General features: G+C 72.0%; 12 protein-coding genes. 5 read left to right on the top strand and 7 right to left on the bottom strand.

What is annotated here, in order from left to right:
* Positions 1 to 152: 152 nt before the first annotated feature.
* The 3 genes from AC07EQ_RS08295 (at position 153) to AC07EQ_RS08285 (ending at position 4238) form a co-directional block, all read left to right on the top strand.
* Positions 153 to 1394 carry a thiolase family protein gene (locus tag AC07EQ_RS08295; RefSeq protein WP_478387331.1) on the top strand — a complete coding sequence of 414 codons (1242 nt, stop codon included), beginning with the start codon at positions 153 to 155 and terminating at the stop codon, positions 1392 to 1394.
* Positions 1391 to 3541 (top strand): 3-hydroxyacyl-CoA dehydrogenase NAD-binding domain-containing protein, encoded by a 2151-nt coding sequence (locus tag AC07EQ_RS08290; protein WP_478387330.1) that lies wholly within the window; start codon positions 1391 to 1393, stop codon positions 3539 to 3541. Before AC07EQ_RS08295 ends, AC07EQ_RS08290 begins: the two co-directional genes overlap by 4 nt.
* 115 nt (positions 3542 to 3656) lie before the next feature.
* Complete coding sequence (locus AC07EQ_RS08285) at positions 3657 to 4238, top strand: Uma2 family endonuclease (protein ID WP_478387329.1); 582 nt, start codon at positions 3657 to 3659, stop codon at positions 4236 to 4238.
* Here AC07EQ_RS08285 and AC07EQ_RS08280 read toward each other — a convergent pair.
* A complete protein-coding gene (locus AC07EQ_RS08280) occupies positions 4233 to 5021 on the bottom strand; it encodes a methyltransferase domain-containing protein (RefSeq protein WP_478387328.1) in 789 nt (262 codons plus the stop codon). The genes AC07EQ_RS08285 and AC07EQ_RS08280 overlap by 6 nt on opposite strands.
* Positions 5022 to 5049: 28 nt before the next feature.
* Between AC07EQ_RS08280 and AC07EQ_RS08275 the strand changes: the two genes are divergently transcribed.
* Positions 5050 to 5454 carry a MerR family transcriptional regulator gene (locus AC07EQ_RS08275; RefSeq protein ID WP_478387327.1) on the top strand — a complete coding sequence of 135 codons (405 nt, stop codon included), beginning with the start codon at positions 5050 to 5052 and terminating at the stop codon, positions 5452 to 5454.
* A gap of 15 nt (positions 5455 to 5469) precedes the next feature.
* Here the strand turns inward: AC07EQ_RS08275 and AC07EQ_RS08270 are convergent, their stop codons facing one another.
* Together AC07EQ_RS08270 and AC07EQ_RS08265 are read right to left on the bottom strand one after the other, a co-directional pair.
* Positions 5470 to 6615, bottom strand: a complete 1146-nt coding sequence (locus tag AC07EQ_RS08270; RefSeq protein ID WP_478387326.1) for a sensor histidine kinase — start codon at positions 6613 to 6615, stop codon at positions 5470 to 5472.
* A 4-nt stretch (positions 6616 to 6619) separates the two neighbouring features.
* Entirely contained in the window at positions 6620 to 7306 is a 687-nt protein-coding gene (locus AC07EQ_RS08265; protein WP_478387325.1) for a response regulator transcription factor, read from the bottom strand.
* A gap of 215 nt (positions 7307 to 7521) precedes the next feature.
* Here AC07EQ_RS08265 and AC07EQ_RS08260 point away from each other — a divergent pair, with 215 nt between their 5' ends.
* A complete protein-coding gene (locus AC07EQ_RS08260; protein ID WP_478387324.1) occupies positions 7522 to 9282 on the top strand; it encodes a DUF4153 domain-containing protein in 1761 nt (586 codons plus the stop codon).
* A gap of 86 nt (positions 9283 to 9368) precedes the next feature.
* On the opposite strand, the gene dxs is transcribed toward AC07EQ_RS08260, so the two are convergent.
* From dxs to AC07EQ_RS08240, 4 genes are all read right to left on the bottom strand, one after another.
* Positions 9369 to 11303: a 1-deoxy-D-xylulose-5-phosphate synthase gene (dxs, locus tag AC07EQ_RS08255; protein WP_478387323.1), complete on the bottom strand. Its 1935-nt coding sequence runs from the start codon at positions 11301 to 11303 to the stop codon at positions 9369 to 9371.
* 303 nt (positions 11304 to 11606) lie between these two features.
* A complete protein-coding gene (locus AC07EQ_RS08250) occupies positions 11607 to 12746 on the bottom strand; it encodes a hypothetical protein (protein ID WP_478387322.1) in 1140 nt (379 codons plus the stop codon).
* A 30-nt stretch (positions 12747 to 12776) separates the two neighbouring features.
* Complete coding sequence (locus AC07EQ_RS08245) at positions 12777 to 14015, bottom strand: class I SAM-dependent RNA methyltransferase (RefSeq protein WP_478387321.1); 1239 nt, start codon at positions 14013 to 14015, stop codon at positions 12777 to 12779.
* Positions 13987 to 16014: an APC family permease gene (locus tag AC07EQ_RS08240; protein ID WP_478387320.1), complete on the bottom strand. Its 2028-nt coding sequence runs from the start codon at positions 16012 to 16014 to the stop codon at positions 13987 to 13989. The genes AC07EQ_RS08245 and AC07EQ_RS08240 overlap by 29 nt, the downstream gene beginning before the upstream one ends.
* Positions 16015 to 16180: the final 166 nt, after the last annotated feature.

The following is a 16180-nucleotide window of genomic DNA, read 5'->3' as shown; positions in this document are numbered from 1 at the left end:
CGCGGTCGGCAGTGCTGATCAGAATGTGAGACAGCCGACACGGTCAGCCCGTGTGGTTACCGACGGGTAATAAGCGCTAGAGTGCGGTTACCGGCCGGTAATCGACCGACGATCCGGCCAGCACCATCCACCAAGCCAGTGAGGAGCACGCCGTGGCCGCACCTGCGTCGGCACCCGCCGACAGCCGCAGCCGCCCAGCGGTTCGGGACGTGGTCTTCGTCGACGGCGTACGCACGCCGTTCGGCAAGGCCGGTTCGAAGGGCCAGTACGCCCAGACCCGCGCCGACGACATGGTCGTCAAGGTCATCCGGGAGCTGCTGCGCCGGCACCCGGAACTGCCCGCGGAGCGCATCGACGAGGTCGCCATCGCCGCCACCACCCAGATCGGCGACCAGGGCCTGACCATCGGCCGCAGCGCGGCGCTGCTGGCCGGGCTGCCCAAGTCGGTCCCCGGCTTCGCCATCGACCGGATGTGCGCCGGCGCCATGACGGCCGTGACCACCGTTTCCAGCGGCATCGCCTTCGGCGCCTACGACGTGGCGATCGCGGGCGGCGTCGAGCACATGGGCAACCACCCCATGGGCGAGGGCGTCGACCCCAACCCGCGCTTCGTCTCCGACAAGATCGTCGACCCGTCGGCGCTGATCATGGGCTCGACCGCCGAGAACCTGCACGACCGGTACCCGACGCTGACCAAGCAGCGCACCGACGCCTACGCCGTCCTGAGCCAGCAGCGCTACGACGAGGCGCTGCGGGCCGGGAAGATCACCCCGGACCTGGTCCCGGTGTCCACCCGCTCCGAGCAGGGCTGGGGCCTGGCCGCCACCGACGAGCCGCCGCGCCCGGGCACCACCGTCGAGGCGCTGAGCGGCCTGAAGACGCCGTTCCGCCCGCACGGCCGGGTCACCCCGGGCAACGCCGCGGGCCTCAACGACGGCGCGACGGGCTGCCTGCTGGCCGACGCCGACACCGCGGCCGAGCTCGGCCTGCCGGTCGGGATGCGGCTGGTCGGCTACTCCTTCGCCGGCGTCGAGCCCGAGGTCATGGGCGTCGGGCCGGTGCCCGCGACCGAGAAGGCGCTGCAGCGAGCCGGGCTGAGCATCGACGACATCGGCCTGTTCGAGATCAACGAGGCCTTCGCGGTCCAGGTGCTGGCCTTCCTGGAGCACTTCGGCATCGCCGACGACGACCCGCGGGTCAACCCGTGGGGCGGCGCGATCGCCTGCGGCCACCCGCTGGCCTCCTCCGGCGTGCGGCTGATGACGCAGCTGTCCCGGCACTTCGCCGAGCGCCCCGAGGTGCGCTACGGCATCACGACCATGTGCATCGGCTTCGGCATGGGCGGCACGGTCATCTGGGAGAACCCGAACTACAACGCTGGAGGCGCGCAGTGACCAACGACTTCGCGGCGCTGTTCCCCGACGAAGTGGTGACCAAGGCGTTCACCCGGCTCGTCGACGTGCCCGGCCTGGCCGGCAAGCTCGCGCTGATCACCATCGACAACGGCCACGACCACACCCGGCCGTCCACCTTCGGCCCCGGCGGCCTGACCAGCCTGAACGCCGAGCTGGACGAGGCGTTCGCCGCCGAGCCCGCGGCCATCGCGGTCACCGGCAAGCCGTTCGTGTTCGCCGTGGGCGCGGACCTCTCCGGCATCGGGCGGATCGCCGAGCGGAAGCACGCCCACCAGATCGCGCAGACCGGGCACGACGTGTTCCGGCGGCTCACCGAGTCGAAGATCCCGACCTTCGCCTTCGTCAACGGCGCGACGCTCGGCGGCGGCCTGGAGCTGGCGCTGTCCTGCCACTACCGGACGGTGGCGGCGAACGCCGGCGCCATCGCCTTCCCGGAGTGCTTCCTGGGCCTGTTCCCGGGTTGGGGCGGCACCCAGCTGCTGCCGAACCTGATCGGCCCGGACGCCGCGGTGACGGTGATCATCGAGAACGCGCTCAGCCAGAACCGGATGCTCAACCCGAAGAAGGCCCGTCAGCTGGGCATCTTCGACGAGCTGCTGGACAGCCCGGACTTCCTGGAGGAGTCGCTGCGCTGGGCGGTCCGCGTGATCAACGGCGAGCAGGCCGTGACCCGCCCGGAGATCGACCGCGGCAAGGCCTGGGACGACGCCGTCGCCCGCGCCAAGGGCATCGTCGAGGCGCGCACCCACGGCGCGTCCCCCGCGGTGACCAAGGCCGTCGAGCTGATCGAGCTGGCCCGCGGCAACGACCTGGACGCCGGCTACGCCGCCGAGACCGAGGCGCTGGCCGACGCGCTGATGTCCGACGAGCTGCGCTCGGGGCTCTACTCCTTCGACCTGACGCAGAAGCGCGCCAAGCGGCCCGCCGGGGCGCCCGACAAGTCGCTGGCGCGCAACGTCACCAAGGTCGGCGTGGTCGGCGCCGGGCTGATGGCCGGTCAGCTGGCGCTGCTGTTCGTGCGCCGCCTCGAGGTGCCGGTGGTGATCACCGACATCGACCAGGAGCGCATCGACCGGGGCGTGGCCTACATCCACGGCGAGATCGACAAGCTCGCCGGCAAGGGCCGCCTGTCGCCGGACGCGGTGAACCGCCTCAAGGGGCTGGTCACCGGCTCGCTGGACAAGAAGGCGTTCGCCGACGCCGACTTCGTCATCGAGGCCGTCTTCGAGGAGATGTCGGTCAAGCAGCAGGTGTTCGCCGAGCTGGAGGAGCACGTCTCCCCCGAGGCGATCCTGGCCACCAACACCTCGTCGCTGTCGATCACCGAGATGGGTTCGAAGCTGAAGAACCCGGAGCGGGTCGTCGGCTTCCACTTCTTCAACCCGGTCGCGGTGCTGCCGCTGCTGGAGGTCGTGCGCGGCGAGCAGACCGACGACGCGGCGCTGGCGACCGCGTTCAAGGTCGGCAAGCAGCTGAAGAAGTCGTGCGTGCTGGTCAAGGACGCGCCGGCGTTCGTGGTGAACCGGCTGCTGACCCGGTTCATGGGCGAGGTCATCGCGACCATCGACGAGGGCACGCCGTTCGAGGTGGCCGACAACGCGCTGGAGCCGCTCGGCCTGCCGATGAGCCCGATGGTGCTGCTGCAGCTGGTCGGCCCGGCGGTCGCCCAGCACGTCAACGAGACGATGCACGCAGCCTACCCGGGCCGGTTCGGACTCAGCGACAACATGCAGCGGTTCGTCGACGCGCGCAAGGCCGCGGTGTGGATCACCGACGAGTCCAGTCAGTCAGCGGCGCAAAGCGCCTCCGTGGGGGGTGGCGGTCGGGCGACGGGCGGGCGGGTCGTGGACCCCGAGGTCGCGGCGCTGTGGGAGCAGGGCGACAAGCCGTCGATGTCCGAGCAGGTCCGCGACCGGGCGCTGAACGCGCTGGCCGAGGAGATCCGGATCATGCTCGACGAGGGCGTGGTCGTCGAGGCGCAGGACATCGACCTGTGCATGCTCCTCGGCGCGGGCTGGCCGTTCTGGCTGGGCGGCATCACGCCGTACCTGGACCGGGCCGGCGTCTCGGAGAAGATCAACGGCAAGCGATTCCTCGCCCCGGGCGTGGCCTCCGTGCCTGCCTGATCGGCGATTCGCGGCCGTCGGGGCCGGGGCGTTTCGCCCCGGCCCCGTTCGCGTGCGTGAGCTCGGGTGCCGTGTTCTGCCATGATGGAGCCGGACGGAGAAGAGGTGATGGCCGGTGACCGCGCTTGTCCGGCACGAACTGGGGCCGTTCACGATCGCCGACTGGCACGCGCTGCCCGCCCGGGAGGACGGGTCGCGTCTGGAGCTCATCGAGGGGTACTGGCTCGTGACGCCGCCGCCGACCGGGCAGCACCAGTGGGCCGAGAAGCGGATCATCTCGCTCTTCGACCAGGCCATCACCGCGGCCGGGCGAACCGATCTCTACGCGGTCGGTGGCATCGGGATCGAGATCAGCACGAGCTACCGCTCCGCCCTCATCCCCGACTTCGTCGTTCTCGACACACCGCCGGTCGGCACGTCGTTCCAGCCCGGGAACGTCCTGCTCATCGGCGAGATCTGGTCTCCGGGCAACACCTCCAGCGAGCAGCAGGAGAAGTTCCAGGCCTGCGAGCGAGCCGGCATCCCGTACTTCTGGAGCGTCGCCCAGGACCACGGCGGCCCCGTGGAGCTCGCCGCCTACCGCCTCGAGAACGATCGCTACGCGTGCGACGCGACCGCGAAGGCCGGTCACGGGAGCGCGCGGATCACCGCCAGCCCGGTCCCGTTCGAACTCGATGTGGCCTCGCTCCGGCTATGACCCCTGAGCCTCGCGAGCGTCCGGCACCGGCCCGGCTCGCTTGACGGCCGCTGCCACGAACATCGGCAGCGCGAGGAAGAGCCGGTCGGCCTCCGCCCGCGCACGCTGCTCGGCCATCCAACCGTCCGCCTGCTCGCGCGTGATGGCGCCGGTGGAGTGGGCTCCCGCGGCGAGTCCGGTGAGCATCGGCAGCATCGACTTCCCGGTGAACACGCTGGTGCGCACCTCGACCGCCACGTCGTCGAACGCGGCGTCCAGCAGCAGGTTGCGGTAGCGGCGGGCGGCGCGTGGGCTGGTGATCAGGTCGGCACGGGCGTGCACGATGGTCCGGGTGAGGACCGGATCGTCGGAGTCGATGAGGATGTCGTCCCAGTCCTGGCCCAGCAGCACGATTCGCCCACCAGGTGCGAGAACCCGGCGCGCTTCCGCCAGGGCCCGCGCCGGCTCGGCCAGTTCGTGGAACACCTTGTCGGCCCGGTAGCCGTCCACCGAGGCGTCCGCCAGCGGCAGTTCGCACGCCCCGGCGATCCGGAAGTCCGCCTCGGGCCACCGGGCGCGAGCGACGGCGATCATCCGCTCGTCCGGGTCCACGCCGATGGCCCGCACACCTCGTTCGGCCAGCTCTGCCACGGCACGCCCGGCACCACATCCGACGTCCACCGCCGGCCTTCCGGGGCCGACGCCGAGCAGGTCGTAGGAGAGGGCCCGAAGTTCCGCGACGCCCGGCAGCCGGTCGGCCGCGTCGAGCCGTGCGATGAGGTCGTCCGTCGATTGCTTGATCATGGGCACCAGGCTGCGTCTTAATGTCGGCATGAAGTCAAGCGAGCACGAGCCGATGAGCATCGGTGCCCTCGCCGGTCGCTTCGGCCTGGCCACGCACGTCCTGCGCCATTGGGAGGCCATGGGGCTCCTCGCCCCCGCACGCGACGCAGCCGGACGCCGCCGCTACGACACCGCCGACCTCACCCGCGTCGCCGTCATCCTGCGCGCCAAGGAGGCCGGGCTCTCCCTCGACACCATCCGTTCGCTGGCCGGCACCGGCGATCCCGTGAAGCGAAGGGACATCCTGCGGGAGGAGGCAGCGGCTCTCCGCTCCCGCATCGCCGCCGCGCAGGCGTCCCTCGAACTCATCGACTGCGCCCTCGGCTGCGATCACGAGGACGTCACCCGGTGCGCCCATTTCCAGCAGGCGGTGGCAGATCGCATCGCCGTCTGAGCGCGTGCGCGACCGCTACGGCGCGGCGGGGAGCTGGACCATTACCGCGAGACCGCCGCCCGGGAGGGATTCCGCCCGGACCCGGCCGTGGTGGGCCTTCGCCGCCGCTTGGACGATCGACAGGCCCAGGCCCGCGCCGTTGCGGGCCGTGCGCTGGACACCGGCCCGGCGGAAGGGCTCGAAGAGCGATTCCACCTGATCCTCGGGAATCCGCGGCCCGGACGACGCGACCCGCAGCGTCGTCCACTGTGGATCGCTGCCGGTGCTGATCTCCACCCAGCCGCCATCCACGTTGTGCCGCACCGCGTTCTCCAGCAGGTTGCCCGCGACGCGCTCCAGCAGCGCCGGATCGCCGACGGCGAAAGCCGGTTCCTCGCAGCACTTGATGCGCAGCCCGCGCTCCCGCGCTTCCTGCTCCACCGCGCGCAGCGCGCGACCCACGAGCTCCGTGAGGTCCACCGGCTCCCGCACCGCCAGCTCCACGCCTTCGGTGCGGGCCAACAGCAGCAGCGCCTCCACCAGCCGCTCCGCGCGGGCCGTCGCTTCGCGGACCACATCGGCCATCCGCCGCAGCTCTGCCTCATCGGCGTCCGGGTCCGACAGCGTGACGTCGAGTTCCGTGCGGATGACCGACAACGGCGTGCGCAGTTCGTGACTCGCGTTGGCCACGAACCGGCGCTGCGAGTCGAACGCCGCCTGCAACCGGTCGAGCATCGCGTCGAAGGTGTCGGCCAGCTGGGCGACTTCATCGCGCGGGCCGCTCAGCGCGATCCGCTCGTCCAACGACTCCGCGGACAACCGGTGCGCCGCGGCAGTCACGTCGTGCAGCGGGCGCAGGACCCGGGCGGTCACCGTCCACGCCAGCAGCGCGGCCGCCAGAACCACTGCTACGAAGGCGAGTCCGCCGATCAACAACACCTGCTGCCGCGCGGAGTCGCGCAGCGCCTCGCCCAGCAGCTCGGCGGGCACGTCCACGCCGTGCACCCGGACCAGCGTCCCGGCGGGCAGCCGGGGCACCGCGGCGACCACGTTGCCGACCAGCATCCAGCCCAGCCACAGCAGCAGCCCGCTCACCGCGGCGACCAGGGCCGTGGCCAGCAGCGTCAGCCGGGTTCGCAGCCCCGGACCGCGGCGGGTGATCGATCGGGCGGCCGCACGCATCGGCTCAATCCCGGGCGTGCTCGGCGCCGCCCGCGGACGGCACCCGGTAGCCGGAGCCGACCACGGTTTCGATGATGCCCGGCTCCCCCAGCTTCTTGCGCAGCGTCATCATCGTGACCCGCACCGTCGTGGTGAACGGGTCGGCGTTCTCGTCCCACACCCGTTCCAGCAGTTCTTCGGAGCTAACCACGCCGCCGCAGGCCGACAGCAGCACCTCCAGCACGCCGAACTCCTTGCGAGTCAGCTCCACCTCGCCGTTGCGCCGGTGCACGGTGCGCCGCGCGGAATCCAGCTCCAGCTCCAGCGCGGTGAGCAGTGGTGGCTGCGCCGGCGTGGCCCGCCGCCCCAGCGCCCGGACCCGGGCGATCAGCTCCGCGAACGCGAACGGCTTGGCCAGGTAGTCGTCGGCGCCCAGGGACAACCCGGCGACGCGGTCGGCGACGGTGCCGCTGGCGGTGAGCATCAGCACCCGGGTCAGCTCGCCGGAGGACACCAGCCGGCGGCACAGCTCGTCGCCCGACATGCCCGGCAGATCGCGGTCGAGCACCAGCACGTCGTAGCGGGTGATCGACGCCTTCTCCTGCCCGCTCTCGCCGTCGTAGGCGACGTCGACGGCCATGCCTTCCCGCCGCAGCCCGCGAGCTATCGCATCGGCCAGCGGCTTCTCATCCTCGACGACCAGGATTCGCACCTGTTCACCCTGCCACAGCCCGGCGGCGGAGCCGGGACGGCGTGCGCGACTGCACGGCCGGCCGGTCGGTCGCGAGCCCGTTCCGCCGAGCGGACCGGCGTCAACGCCTTCGGCCGGGGCCAGGGGAAAATCCTCCCGAAATCCGGCAAATCCAGTGAACCGATTCGACCGTCGCGCGTCCAACGGAAAAGCGATCAACGCACCGCTGGAGGATCATGCCCGGCAAACCGAACCAAGGCCCGGAACCGGATGACGCCGCAGGGCGGGAGGTGACGCCCGAAGAGGACGGGCGGCAGGCCGGCGAGCCCGACACCCCGGACGGCTCGTCCGCGGAAACCGCACCAGGTGAGGACACCGCGACCGAACCGGATGAACAGCCTGCGCCGGCGGGCGATCCCGATCGACCGTCCGCCGCTCCGGAAGCCCCCGAGCCGGGTCCTCACCCGGCCGCCCAGGGCGCGCCGTTGCCGCCGATGCAACCGGTGCAGGGAGCTCCGGTGCCGATGGCCCCGATGGCGCAGCTGCCGATGCCCGCGGGAACTCCCTATCCGCCACCCCATCCACCGTTCGCCCCACCACCGCCGCTGTTCGACGCCTTCTGGCCGCGGCCGGGGGTCTCGGGCGCTCCCGTGGCGTTGCTCGCGGCGGTGATCGGCGGCGCCGCTGCGGCGATCTTCGTGCCGCTGGGCGGGCCCGGGATCGGCTGGCCGCTGCTCGGCCTGACCATCGCCACCGGGATGTTCCTGGTGGGCCGCAAGGCGGAACGAAAAGTCCACATCGGACAGGTGTGCTGGGCGGTGGTGGCCTTGCTGCTGCTGTCGGTGTGCGCCTTCCGGTCGGCGGACTGGCTCACGGCGTGGTGCGTGCTGACCGCCGGGGTCGCCGGAGTGCTCGCGGTGACCGGCGGGCGGAGCGTACGGGCGTTCGGGCTGGCCGCCATCGCGATCCCGGTAGCAGCCCTCCGAGCCTTGCCCTGGACGGTGCGGGGCGTGCGCGAACGCGGCCGCGGCGCAGTCGGCCTGCGGCTAGTGGCGTCGCTGGCGGTCACGGTTCTACTGCTGCTGATCTTCGGCGCGTTGTTCGCCGGCGCCGACGAGAACTTCGCGGCGCTGGCCTCGGCCGTGCTGCCGCGCCTCGACGGGGAGTCCTTCTTCCGCTGGACGTTCGTGCTGGTCGTGTTCGGGGCGGCCACCCTGGGCGCCGCCTTCACCCTGCTCCGCCCACCGGAACCGGCGGGGACGACCCGTGAGGTCAAGACGCTGCGGCGGCTCGAATGGGCGCTGCCGATCGGCGTGCTGGTAGTGCTGTTCGCGGCGTTCATCGCGGTGCAGAGCACTCCGATGTTCGGCGGCGAGCAGCACGTTCAGCACACCGAGCAGCTGACCTATGCGGGCTACGCCCGCAGCGGCTTCTGGCAGCTGACGTTCGTCACGATCCTCACCCTGCCGATCATCGGCGCCGCGGCGCGCTGGGCGCCCAAGAGCACCGGGTTCGACCGCAACCTGCTGCGCGGGCTGGGCGGTGCGCTCGCGGTGCTCACGCTGCTCATCGTGTTCTCCGCGCTGATCCGCATGTGGGCCTACCAGGACGCTTACGGCTACACCGTGATGCGCCTGCTGGTGATGTCCTGCGAGCTGTGGCTGGGCGTGGTGTACCTGCTGGTCATCGCAGCCGGCGCCCGGCTGCGGGCCGGCTGGCTGCCCGCCGCGGTGGTCGGCACGGCGATGGCGGCGCTGCTCGGGCTGGCGGCGCTCAACCCCGACGCGTTCATCGCCGAGCGCAACATCGCCCGCTTCGAGGCGACCGGCAAGCTCGACCAGGAGTACCTGGAGAAGCTGTCGGCGGACGCGCTTCCCGCGCTGCAGGGCCTGCCGGCGGAGGCCCGCGGGCCGGTCGTCGCGGAGATCACCGAGGACCTGTTCGACGAGGGCTGGCGCTCCTGGAACCTCTCCGACCACCTGGCGCGTCAGCCCTGACGTGAACAGTGATCAGCGGGTGTTGCCCGGTCTGGGCAACACCCGCTGATCTGTGGCAAGGACGGAAGGCGTCGGTCGCCGACGGGTCAGCCGTTGGCGGCTTCCGGGCGGTCCGAGTCGGCCGCGACCCGCAGCGGGACGCGCCCGTCGCCGCGCTTGGCGACCCACTCCGTGATCCGGCGGGCGATGTCCTGCTCGGTGAGGCCGAGGTCGGCCAGCACCTCCTCGCGCGAGGAGTGCGGCAGGAAGCGGTTCGGCACCGCCAGGTCGCGCAGCGGCACGTCCAGCTCCGCGTCGCGCAGCGCCGCGGCCAGCGCCCAGCCGAACCCGCCGTGCCGGCCGCAGTCCTCCAGGGTGACCACCAGCCGGTGCTGCGCGGCCATCTCGACGATCTGCTCCGGCACCGGCAGCACCCAGCGCGGGTCGACCACGGTCACCCCGATGCCCTGCGCGGCGAGCCGCTCCGCCGCGGCGACCGCCAGCTTGCCGAACGCGCCGACCGCCACCAGCAGCACGTCGTCCGCGGCCCCCGAGCGGCGCAGCACGTCGACGCCACCGACCCGCTCCACGGCCGGGACCTCCTCGATCACCGAGCCCTTGGAGAACCGCATCACGGTCGGGCCGTCGTCGACGGCGACCGCCTCGCGCAGCTCCTCGCGCAGCGTCACGGCGTCGCGCGGCGCGGCGACCTGGATGCCCGGGATCAGGCCCAGGATCGACAGGTCCCACATGCCGTTGTGGCTGGCGCCGTCGTCACCGGTGATGCCGGAGCGGTCCAGCGTGACCGTGACCGGCTGCTTGTGCAGCGCCACGTCCATCAGCAGCTGGTCGAACGCCCGGTTCAGGAACGTCGAGTACACCGCGAACACCGGGTGCAGGCCGCCCATCGCCATCCCGGCCGCCGCGGTCATGCCGTGCTGCTCGGCGATGCCCACGTCGATGCAGCGGTCCGGGTACGCCTCGGCGAACTTCTTCAGCCCGGTCGGGCCGAGCATCGCCGCGGTGATGGCCACCACGTCCGGGCGCTCGGCACCGATGCGCACCAGCTCCTCGGCGTAGACGTCCGTCCAGCTCTTCGGGGCCGGCTTGGTCGGCAGCCCGGTCTCCGGGTCGATGACCTTGACCTGGTGCATCTGCTCGGCCTGGTCGTTCTCGGCCGGCGCGAACCCGTTGCCCTTGCGGGTCACCGCGTGCACGATCACCGGACCGCCGAAGGACCTGGCCATCTGCAGCGCGTGCTCCATCGCGCGCAGGTCGTGGCCGTCGACCGGGCCCAGGTACTTGATGCCGAGGTCGGAGAACATCACCTGCGGGCTGATCGCGTCCTTGATGCCGCTCTTGGCCGCGTGCAGTCCGGTGTAGAGCGAGCGCCCGACGACCGGGAGGTTGCGCAGCGTGCGGCGGCCGCTCTCCAGCGCCTTCTCGTAGCTGGGGTTCAGCCGCAGCGCGGCGAGGTGCTCGGCGAGGCCGCCGATCGTCGGCGCGTAGGACCGGCCGTTGTCGTTGACCACGATCACGACCGGACGCTCCTGGTCCGCGGCGATGTTGTTCAGCGCCTCCCAGCACATGCCGCCGGTGAGCGCGCCGTCGCCGACGATCGCCACCGCGTGCTGCGGCTTGTCGCCGAGCTGGAAGGAGCGGGCCAGGCCGTCGGCGTAGGACAGCGCGGTGGAGGCGTGGCTGTTCTCCACGAAGTCGTGGGCGCTCTCGGTGCGCGACGGGTAGCCGGAGAGGCCATCGCGCTTGCGCAGCTGGTCGAATCCGTCCTGCCGACCTGTGATGATCTTGTGCACGTACGCCTGGTGCCCGGTGTCGAACACGATGGCGTCCTGCGGCGAATCGAAGACCCGGTGGACGGCCAGGGTCAGTTCCACCGCGCCCAGGTTCGGCCCTAGGTGCCCGCCGGTGCGGGACACCTTCTCGATCAGGAACCGCCTGATCTCCGAAGCCAGTTGCGCCAGCTCAGGGTGCGTCAGGCGCTTGACATCGGCCGGACTGTGCACGGACCCCAGCAGCGTCACCGTTCCACCTCACTCGTCGTGCCGGTCGGGTTCATTCGCATGCCGGGGCCGGGCTGGCTGCCTGGCTCCGCCGCGATGCATAGCGCGTCCCAGTCTACGGAGGGGGCTGCCGACGGCCCGGCGTGGTGCGCGGCACCGTGCGCAACCGCGCGGCTACCCGGAGCACCACCTGCGCATTCCCCCGGATCGCTGGGGTCAGCGGTGCCCTGCGGACCGCCCGATGCGGCCGGAGCGATCGCCCGGGCCCCGCGCGAACGGTTTTCCGCCCCGCTCACCGGGCGGCGACCAGCGCTGTGGGGGTCATCACCGCAGGAACGGCCGCCACCCGGGCAGCGGGGCGTGATCCGGGCGGAGGTCTCCCCAGGGCGGGCTGCCGGGCGGCAACTGGTGCAGTTCGGCCTGGTCGAGGCGACGCCGCACCCGGAACCAGTCGACGGCCAGGAACGCGCCCGCACCCAGCACGACCACCGCGATGATCCACAGCGCCGGGTCGCCGATGCCCCGGCCGATCGCGGTGGTCAGCAGCATCGAGCCGAACACCGCCAGCACGCCACCGAGCAGGATCCGGAACCACGGGTAGCCCTGCGCCCGGCTGCCGCCCCGCACCGTCGTGGTGCGAGCGGCGGCCCAGCCCCGCAGCCGGTGCCAGGCGGCGAGGTCCTGCGGCCCGGTGCGCAGCGGCCACGCCGCGGTGGCGCGCCGCCGGACGATCGCGGCGACCAGTTGCGGATCGGCGACGTGGACCACCCACTGCTGCGGCCCGGCGACCAGTCGGAGCGCCGGGCCGCTGCGCAGGCGGATGCCGGTGCCGCCGGGCAGCGGCCACCAGCCGCCCGATTCCCCGCTGATCTCGCCTGCCTGCGCGAAGGCCAGCTCGGCCAGGGGCAGCGCCTGCCGGACCCGTCCGGCGCCGCCGGTCCGGTCGAGCACGATCCGGTCCCGGCCGATCAGCAACCGCCCGCTGCCGGGCGCGTCGAGCGGCACCGGGATCTCGACGTCCAGCTCCGCGAGATCCTCCGCGAGCATGGCGAGCCGGCGGTGCGCCAGGACCGCCAGGGCGGGCGAGGCGATCGCGGCGACCAGCGAGACCAGACCGATCGGCGCGCCGAACATGACGTTGACGATCGCCTGCGGCACGGCTGCGAGCAGCGCCCAGCCCGGCCAGCGGCGCGGCGTGCGGGAGTCGGCCAGCCATGCCGCCGCGGCGACCACGATCCAGCCCGCGGCCCACCCGGCGAAACAACCGGGCACAGTGGACGAACCGAGCAGCAGCAGACCGGCCGGGACCAGCACGATTCCCAGCGCCGCCAACAGAAACGCGGTCGCCCGACGCCCTGGCACGGCGTCCGGCGCCGTCGTCCCCGGTGCCGGGACGGGCTGCACCTCGGTCCCGGAAGCGGGCGGGGCCGGGAGGACCTCCGGCACGTGTTCGCGTTGCGTCATCTCATGAATCCGTTCCGGCCCCGACCCGGCTCAGCGCGAATCCGGCTCCAGCAGTGCGATGCATTCGATGTGGTGCGTCATCGGGAAGGCGTCGAAGGACTCCAGCTCGGTCATCCGGTAACCGCGCTCCGCGAACAGGCCGACGTCCCGCGCCAGCGCCGCCGGATCGCACGCCACGTGCACGATCCGCGCCGGGCGGCGCGCAGTCACCGACTCCACCACGTCCCGGCCCGCGCCCTTGCGCGGCGGGTCGAGCACGACGACGTCCGGCGCCTGCAGGCCCTCGTCGGTGGCCACCGCCTCCACCGTGCCCGCCCGGAACGACACCTGCGGCAGGTCCCGCAGGTTCGCCACCGCGTCCTCCACCGCGCGCTTCGACGACTCGACCAGCACCACCGAACCCGCCGGCCCGACCTGCTCGGCGAGCACGGCCGCGAACAGGCCGACCCCGCCGTAGAGGTCCCACGCCACGCCGCCCGCCGGCGCCGCCGCCAGCCGCCCGACGACCTCGGTGAAGACGTCCGGAGCGGCCTTGTGCACCTGCCAGAAGCCCTGCACCGCGACGTCGAAGGACCGGCCGCCGGCGGATTCGCGGGCCACCCCGCCACCCTGCACCTGCCGGGCCACGGCCCGCCCGTGCCGCCGCTGCGGCTTGTGGTCCACGGCCGTGACGTGCACTTCACCGGTGGCGTCGGCGGCCACCGTCAGCTCCGCGCCCGGACGCCACCGGCGGTTCGTGACCTCGTCCAGCGCGCCCTCGACGGTGATCGGGCAGTCCTCCACCGGGATCACCCGGTGGCTGCGGTGCGCGCGGAATCCCGCCCGGCCCTTGCGGTCCACCGCCAGCCGCGCGCGGCTGCGCCAGCGCAGCAGCCCGCCGGGCAGTTCCCGCACCCGGACCGGCCAGTCGAGCCCGGCGATCCGCTGCAGCTGCTCGGCGATCACCGCGGCCTTCAGCTCCCGCTGCGCCTCGCCGGAGGCGTGCTGCCAGTCGCAGCCGCCGCAGCGGTCGCGGCCGAGCGCCATGTCCGCCATCGGGCACGGCGGGCTGACCCGCCCCGGCGCCGCGGTCAGCACCTCGACCGCGTCCGCGCGGCAGAAACCGCCGCCGGCGTCCTCCGTGACCTCCGCGACGACGACCTCGCCGGGCAGCGCGTGGCGGACGAACACCACCCGGCCCTCGTGCCGGGCCACGCAGTGGCCGCCGTGCGCGACCGGCCCGATCTCGACCTCCAGCCGCCTACCTGTCCAGTCCGGCCTTTCGGTCACTGTTCACCTTCCCGTTCGTACCCAGCCCGCGCCGGGCCGCGCCCGGCATCGAGGTGAGCTGCTTCTGGCGGACCCGCGCGGACGACTCCAGCTGCCACGGCACGCTGGTGACCATCACGCCCGGCTGGAACAGCAGGCGGCTCTTGAGCCGCAGCGCGCTCTGGTTGTGCAGCAGCTGCTCCCACCAGTGGCCGACGACGTATTCGGGGATGAACACGGTGACCACGTCGCGGGGGCTGTCCCGCCGGATCCGCTTGACGTATTCGAGCACCGGCCGGGTGATCTCCCGGTACGGCGACTCCAGCACCTTCAACGGCACCGGGAGATTCTCCGCCTCCCACTGCTTCGTCAGCTCGCGGGTGTCCTCGTCGTCCACGTTGACGGTGACGCCCTCGAGCGCGTCCGGCCGGGTGGCGCGGGCGTAGGCGATCGCGCGCATGGTCGGCAGGTGCAGCTTGGAGACCAGGATCAGCGCGTGGTTGCGCGACGGCAGAACCGCGTCCGCCTCCTGCTGCTTGAGCTCGTCGGCGACGCGGTCGTAGTGCCGGCGGATCGCGGTCATCAGCACGTAGATCGCGGCCATCGCGGCGATCGCGATCCACGCGCCGTGGGTGAACTTGGTGATCAGCACGATCACCAGCACGCTGGCCGTCATGAACAGGCCGAAGGAGTTGATCGCCTGCGCGCGCCGCATCCGGCGCCGGGCCTGCGGATCGGTTTCCTTGCGCAGCAACCTGTTCCAGTGCCGGATCATGCCGCTCTGGCTGAGCACGAACGACATGAACACGCCGACGATGTAGAGCTGGATCAGCCGGGTCACCTCGGCCTCGAAGGCGAACACCAGGATGATCGCCCCGGCGGCCAGGAACAGGATGCCGTTGGAGAACGCCAGCCGGTCGCCGCGGGTGTGCAGCTGGCGCGGCAGGAACCGGTCCTGCGCCAGGATCGACCCCAGCACCGGGAAGCCGTTGAACGCGGTGTTGGCGGCCAGCACCAGGATCAGGCCGGTGAAGGCCACCAGATACCAGACGCCTGGCGCGAAGCCCGTGAACACCGCTCCGGCGAGCTGGGCGACCAACGTCTTCTGCTCGTAGCCCGGCGGCGCGCCGATCAGCTGGTGCGCCGGGTCCTCGGCGAGGACCGCACCGGTCAGCTGGGCCAGCACGATCAGCCCCAGGAACATCGCGACGGCGAAACCGCCCATCATCGCCAGCGTGGTCGCCGCGTTGCGGGACTTCGGCTTGCGGAAGGCCGGTACCCCGTTGCTGATCGCCTCGACACCGGTCAGCGCCGCGCTACCTGAGGAGAACGCCCGCAACACCAGGAAAACGAACGCCACGCCGGCCATCTGGGTCTCGTCGGGCAGGATCTGGAAGCTCGCGCTCTCGGCGCGCAGCTCGCGGCCGAGCACGAACGACTGGAAGAACCCCCAGGCGATCATGCCGAGCACGCCGATGAGGAAGGCGTAGACCGGGACCGCGAACAGCGATCCGGACTCCCGGACACCGCGCAGGTTCATCGCGGTCAGCAGCGCGATCGCCCCGACCGCGAACAGCACCTTGTGCTCGGCCACGAACGGGATGACCGATCCGATGTTCGCCGCTGCCGAGGAGATCGACACCGCGACGGTGAGGATGTAGTCGACCAGCAGGGCGCTGGCCACCACCAGGCCGAACCGGCGACCGTGGTTGACGGTGGCGACCTCGTAGTCGCCGCCACCGGAGGGGTAGGCGCGCACGTTCTGCCGGTAGGAGGCGACCACCGTGATCATCACGAGCGCGACGACGATCCCGATCCACGGGCTCACCGCGAACGCCGACACACCGGCCGCCGAGAGCACCAACAAGATCTCTTCAGGCGCGTACGCAACGCTGGACATCGCATCCGACGAGAAAATCGGCAGGGCGATGCGCTTGGGCAGCAGCGTGTGCGAAAGGCGGTCGCTGCGGAACGGCCGACCTACGATCAACCGTTTCGCCGCGGTTGCGAGCTTGGACACGGCACAGAGCGTAAGCGCAAAGGCGGGTCGACTGGCGACCCTGGCTGCCGGAATTGCTCTCAGGTCACATCCTGCGCGCCGCCCTGCCCCCGGGGACGTCTCACCCGGTACGGTGCACCAGCCCGGAACCGATGGGCGCGAACCGGACCGGATCAGCGCCCGTGCC

The organism is Saccharopolyspora sp. NPDC045839 (assembly GCF_056431645.1).
Note: the sequence above shows the minus strand (reverse complement) of the source record. Positions and strands in the feature narration are given on the sequence as shown.

What these genes read in the sequence shown, in the direction of transcription:
- AC07EQ_RS08275 (WP_478387327.1), top strand. Translation starts at nt 5,050, where the DNA reads ATGAAGTCAAGCGAGCACGAGCCGATGAGCATCGGTGCCCTCGCCGGT.
- AC07EQ_RS08250 (WP_478387322.1), bottom strand. Translation starts at nt 12,746, where the DNA reads ATGACGCAACGCGAACACGTGCCGGAGGTCCTCCCGGCCCCGCCCGCT.
- AC07EQ_RS08280 (WP_478387328.1), bottom strand. Translation starts at nt 5,021, where the DNA reads ATGATCAAGCAATCGACGGACGACCTCATCGCACGGCTCGACGCGGCC.
- AC07EQ_RS08270 (WP_478387326.1), bottom strand. Translation starts at nt 6,615, where the DNA reads ATGCGTGCGGCCGCCCGATCGATCACCCGCCGCGGTCCGGGGCTGCGA.
- AC07EQ_RS08260 (WP_478387324.1), top strand. Translation starts at nt 7,522, where the DNA reads ATGCCCGGCAAACCGAACCAAGGCCCGGAACCGGATGACGCCGCAGGG.